At 70.8% G+C, this 5,549-nt stretch carries 3 protein-coding genes; 1 reads left to right on the top strand and 2 read right to left on the bottom strand.

Annotation, left to right across the window (positions count from 1 at the left end; genetic code table 11):
- Window positions 1-752, bottom strand: a 752-nt coding sequence (locus tag Q8M88_RS10990; protein WP_305597200.1) for a Ppx/GppA phosphatase family protein, incomplete at its 3' end; no start/stop codon positions are given.
- A 160-nt stretch (window positions 753-912) separates the two neighbouring features.
- On the opposite strand from Q8M88_RS10990, the gene hspQ reads away from it, so the two are divergent.
- The gene (hspQ, locus tag Q8M88_RS10995; protein WP_305597201.1) at window positions 913-1,293 is read left to right on the top strand and encodes a heat shock protein HspQ; all 381 of its coding nucleotides are present in this window, start codon (window positions 913-915) and stop codon (window positions 1,291-1,293) included.
- Window positions 1,294-1,323: 30 nt separating this feature from the next.
- Here the strand turns inward: hspQ and Q8M88_RS11000 are convergent, their stop codons facing one another.
- Window positions 1,324-5,502 carry a translocation/assembly module TamB domain-containing protein gene (locus Q8M88_RS11000; RefSeq protein WP_305597202.1) on the bottom strand — a complete coding sequence of 1,393 codons (4,179 nt, stop codon included), beginning with the start codon at window positions 5,500-5,502 and terminating at the stop codon, window positions 1,324-1,326.
- Between the last annotated feature and the right edge of the window lie 47 nt (window positions 5,503-5,549).

Consider the following 5,549-nt stretch of genomic DNA (forward strand, 5'->3'; position numbering starts at 1 on the left):
GTGATTGCGCCGGATGTGCCGATGAGGTGCGCGCGCTCGGCGTCGAACACCGGGCGCATCGAATCAGCAAGGTTGAACGCCGCGATCTCGGACTTCAACGCCTCGACCATCTCGCGGAACCAGGCGTTTGAGGCGATCGCACCTTCCGGGAAGCGTTCGGCCAGGGTGACGACGCCGATCGGCACCGACAGCCAGGCCTTGATCGGCGGGGCGGCCGGGTCGACGCCCGGCGCGCGCGCCGCGGCGAGGTCCACCCAAGAGAGTTCCGTCGAGCCGCCGCCCACATCGACCACCAGCGCCGCGTCGGCGCTGCGGTCCAACAGGTTAAGGCAGCCGGCCACCGACAGGTGCGCCTCCTCCTGGGGGGTGATCACCTGCAGCTCCAGGCCGGTCTCCTCGGCCACACGAGCGATGAATTGTGCGCCGTTCTCCGCCGAACGGCAGGCCTGGGTGGCGATCGCGCGCAGGCGCACCACCCGGCGGCGGCGCACCTTCTCGGCGCTGACCTGCAATGCCGACAGCGCGCGCGACATGGCGGCTTCCGACAGCCGGCCGCTTTGCGACAGGCCTTCCCCCAGCCGGACGATTCGCGAGAACGCCTCCACCACGCGGAACGTCGACCCGGCGGGCGTGGCGATCAGCAGGCGGCAGTTGTTGGTGCCCAGGTCGAGGGCGGCGTAGCAGGGCGCGTCGCCCAAAGCCCCCTCTCGACCGCGCCTTTCGGCGCCGGGCGCGCCAGGCGCCTCAGACATGAACCGCCACCGTGCTAATCAGGCGCGCCAACGCGGGCGCCTCGTTCGTCACGCGAGCATAGCAAGGTGGTTCGCGCGCAGGAAGGCATTGGCTTGCGCGCGCCATTCAGGCCTTTACGTTCACCTTCCAGTCAGAAGATGTGGTTTAGATTCGGTTGTCATGAACCCTCGGCTCCCCACGCTCGCCGTAGATACGCCCGCCGCACTGGCCGGCGTGACCCTGACGGCGAAGTTTTCGATCGGCCAGGTCGTTCGCCACCGGTTCCGTCCGTTCCGGGGCGTCATCTTCGACGTGGACCCTACCTTCAACAACAGCGAAGAGTGGTGGCTGTCGATCCCGGAACAGATACGTCCGCACAAGGATCAGCCGTTCTACCACCTTCTCGCCGAGAACGAGGACTCCACCTACGTGGCCTACGTCTCGGAGCAGAACCTGCTGCTGGACGACAGCGGCCAGCCGGTCATGCACCCGCAGACCACGCTGATCTTCGAGTCGTTCAACGGCCAGGACTACAAACTGCGCCCGCGCATCAGCCACTAGACCGGTCGGATCGGACGTCTGCTCACGGCTTCAGTAGTCGCGCCGCCAGCGCACCGCGAGTTTGGCGTCCTTCTGTCCTGCGAGCTTCGACAGAATCGAGAGGCTCCGCCCCACCCGCCATTCGACCTGCGCCGACGGCCCTTCGCGGCCGCCTCCGGTGATCTCCAGATAGACGTTGTCCGTCAGATACTTGCCCCCGGACACTGTGACGCCGGAAGCATCGCCGCCGCCTAACGCCAGGCGGTCGAGCCCGGCGAACCCGCGCAGCTCGCCGATCAGGTCGAAGCCGCCTCCGCCCGCCAAGGCCGATAGGGCTGAGGCGAGCTGGGCCGCCTCCAGTGGCGAGAGCTGCGACGCCGAGCGGCCGAACAACACCTGGGACAGGACCTCGTCGTTGGGCAACACTGGCGAAGAGGTCAGCGTGATCTCGGGCTTCGCCGCGGTGCCGCGGATCCGCACCGCCGCGGTCAGCGCCGGATCGTCTCGCGTGGCGGTCAGGTCCAGGCGGATCTCCTGAGCGCGCGTGGACAGATAGACGACGCTCTGGGTGTCAAAGGTGAAGCGCTTGCCGGCGAAATCGTAGTCGCCGCGCACGATCCGCGCCGTCCCGCTCAGCACGGGCCGCGCCGTTGATCCCGCGACGCGCGCGTCCAGCGACAGCTCCAGGTCGAGGCCTCGCCCGCGTAGGAACACCCGCCGCGGCGCCTGCAGGGTGACGTCCAGCACCCAGCCGTTCCCGCCACGCTTCGTCTGGGCCGGCAGGCCGCGATCCAGGGTGTCCGGCACATTGCGCTCCACCACCTCCATGGCCACCACGCCAGACGGCGTCGGGGGGTCGGCGGCGACGTCGGCCCGGTCGATGGCCAGCGCGCCGGACAGCCGCACCTGGCCGCTGGCCGCCCGGTCGATGGTCACCGGCCCGGTCGCCGAGGCCGTCGCCTGCTCGTTGTCGATCAGCCGGAAACCCTTGAGATCGAGGCGGAAACTGCTGGCGCCTTCGCGGGTCAGGTTGATCCGCCCCTGGCCAGACAGCGAGCCGCCGTGGCCATCGGCGCCGCTAGCCTGGATCACGTCGATGGCGGTGTTGGCGAACTGGGCGCGGACCACCACGTCGCGCAACAACAGCCCCGTCGCGCCGTCCTCGAAGCGGCCTGCGTCCACCGCCGCCTGCCCCACGGCGCGCGGGTCGGCGAGCGTGCCAGCCAGCGTCCCCTCGGTGCGCACGCGACCAGAGAGGCTGCGCTCGCCGCCGATCAGCAGATCCCACAGCGGGCGGATCTCGCCCTCCGCGAAGAACCGACCGCTCATCGGCCGGGTGCGTGCGACGGCGATACGGAACGGCGCCGCGGTGGCGACCACCGGCAAGGTGACCGCACCATTGGCCTTCAGGCCTTCGCTGTTCGTCGCGTCGAGGTTGAGCGTCAGGCTGTCTCCGGCCAGTCGCGCCCGCAGAACGCCGTCCAGCCCGGACGCTGCAGTGGCGCCGCGACCGCGCGCGCCGTCCAGCTTCGCCGACATCACGCCATCGAGGCGCGCGCCGCGCCCGCTCAGGGTCACGTCGGCGTCGAAGCGCCCGGTCAAGTCCTCGTTGAGCATCTCCAGGCCGAGTTTGGCGACCTGGGCGCGTATCTCCGCAGCGCCGCCGGACAGGCGCGCGTCGAGATCGACCCTGCCCCCATCAGCGGCGGCCAACCTCAGCCGCGCACTACGCTCTGGACCGCCGAAGCGCAACACCGCCGGCTCGACGGTGCGCGCCGCGCGCGCCCCGGCTTTCCCAGCACCGGAGAACGCCAACTCATAGCCGGGTCTGGCTTCGGCGAAGGTCCCGCCGCCATCGAGATTCCATGGCCCGCCGTTCATCCTGCCCTCGGCCTTCAACCGATAGGGCAGCCTTGCCATCAGCCCTTCGGCGTTCAGTGAGCCGTTGCGGATAGTCAGGTTCGAACCGCGCAGCGCTGCGCCATTGGCGGCGAGCGCCAGCTTGGCCTGCGCCCCGCCCCGACCGTCGACGATCGTCACCCGGCCGGCGATGGATCCAGCGGTGAGGAACGCGCCAGGCCCAGCCTCCACCGTCAGATCGGCGGTGGATGGCGTGCGACGGCGCAGCGTCAGCGCGCCCGAGGCCTTCACGCCGCCGGCGTCGATGGCCAGGTTGGTGAGATCGACGCCGCCTTGCGGGAAACGGAAATCCGAGCGCGCCCGCGCCGGGCCATATTCGGAGTCCGCCGCCAGCGTCACCAGGCCGGCTGCACCGTCGGTCCGTCGCTGGAAGTTGAGCGTCACCCGTGCTGCCTTCAGCGGCAGCCGCGGTATGTCGATCGCGTCGAAGTCGGCGATCAGGTCCGCACGCGGCTGGCCCAGCGACCCGCCGATGGCGCCGGTCCCCTCGGCGCGTCCGGTGATCTCCACCGGGCCGGCGCGGAAAGGTCCGTCGGCGGTCCAGTCGAGCTTGAACTTCAGCGCTCCGTCGGCGGCCAGTACGCCGGCCGTCGCGGCCTTGAGCGCAGCGCCGGCCAGCTTGGCCCGGGCCACCGAAACCTGATTGCCCGCGATGTTGGCGCGCGCCTCGAGGCGCGGCGCGGGGCCCAGCAGCCGATCGACCTCAGGATACCCGGTGGCGAACCGCTGGCCCTTGGCGTCGAGGCTGACGGTCCACGGCTTCCCCGCCCCGCCCTGCACCGCCGACCAGTCGGCGTTCAGCCCGCCCGAAGCGCCGGCGCGCGCGGCGGCGAGATTCGAGACCAGGGCGCGACCTTTGAAGTTCAGTCCGCCCAGCAGGCTGCGCCCGCCGCTGGCCTCGACCTTCAGGCCTGCGCCCGCCACGTCCAGCCTTCGCAGCGACAACCGCCCGTCGCCCAGGCGCTGGGCGTCCAGCGCCAGGATCGGGCGCGCGCCCAGCAGCGCCGCCGCCAAGCCTCGTCCGGCGCCGCCCGCGCCCGTCAGCTTCGCCTCGACGCCCAGGTCGCCGTTGCGGCGGGAAAGGTTCAGCGGGCCGGAAACCCGCGACAGGACGTATCCGCCCAGGCCAATGCGATCCACCGACCCTTCGCCGGCGAAGCGCAGGTCCTTGGCGTCTCCGCTGAGCACGCCCGCGACCCGCGCCGCGCCCGTGGGCGGCCCGCCGATGATCTTCGACAGTGCGCCGGCTTCGGCCGTGAGCGTGAGGCCCTTCGGGCCCGCGCGCTTCGCCTTGAAGTCGGCGAAGCCTTTCGCCGTCGCGTTGAGGTTCGCGGACCCCAGCCGCACGTCGACGGCGTACAGTCCGTCCGGGGCGCGACGCGACCCAATCGCGAAGCGCGCCTGTGGTCCGAACCGGGTGACCAAAGGCGCGGTGAGACGCGACGCCGCGAGTTCGACCCGCCCGCCGGCCTGCCCGCCAAACGGTCGCCATGCGCCCTTGGCCCATAGGGGCCGCTGCTGGCCTGAGTCGGCGATCGCGGTGAACTGACCCGAACCCGCCTTGCCGTCGGCGCGAACCGCCAGGCTGAAGGGCTGGTCCGCCGGCAATCCCAGTGCGCCGGCCAGGGCGCCGCCGCTGGCTTCTTCCGCCAACGCCTCCACCAGCATCGGCTGGTTCTTGCCGAGGTCGAAGCGGATCCGCAGGTGATCGCCGGCGTGCAGCAGGCTTTTCGCCGCTAACCGGCCGGACTGCCGGCCGCCGCTGCCGCGCGCCACGTCCAGCGCGCCAGTGACGTCATAGAGCCCGCGCCGATAGCTGAACGCCGGGGCCAGTTCGACTCGCGCCCCCAGCCGCGCGATGTGGAACGACACCGGCAAGCCGCCGGCCTTGCCCTTGGGCGTCAGCGTCGGGCGGCGCAGCAGCTTCAGGCTCTCGGCGTCTATGGTATCGGCGTGGAAACTGCGGCGCAACAGGTCGCCGTAGCGCCACGTGACGTGCAGCTTGCTGGCCTCCAGCCAGACACCCTTCTCGTCGGCGATGGTCAGCCGGCGCACGGTGAAATCGCGCCACACATCGCCGTCCAGGCCCTCGATGCGCAGCTTGCCGAAACGCCCGATCTTCAGGCCCTCGAGCCGGGCCTCCAGCAGTAGTCGCCCTTGCGACGAGATCACGCCGTAGCGGGCGGCCACGAAGGCGCCGCCGATCAGCAGGAATAGCACCGCGCACACCGCCACGATGATCTTGGGCAGCGTCGCGCGCCTGCGCGGCGGCGGCGTGTTTTCAATCGGGGTGGCGTCAGGCGCGCTCAAAAGCTCTGCCCGATGCTGATGTAGATCTGGAAGGGCGCATCACCCTG

The organism is Phenylobacterium sp. (genome assembly GCF_030693805.1).
Taxonomy (GTDB): Bacteria; Pseudomonadota; Alphaproteobacteria; order Caulobacterales; family Caulobacteraceae; genus Phenylobacterium.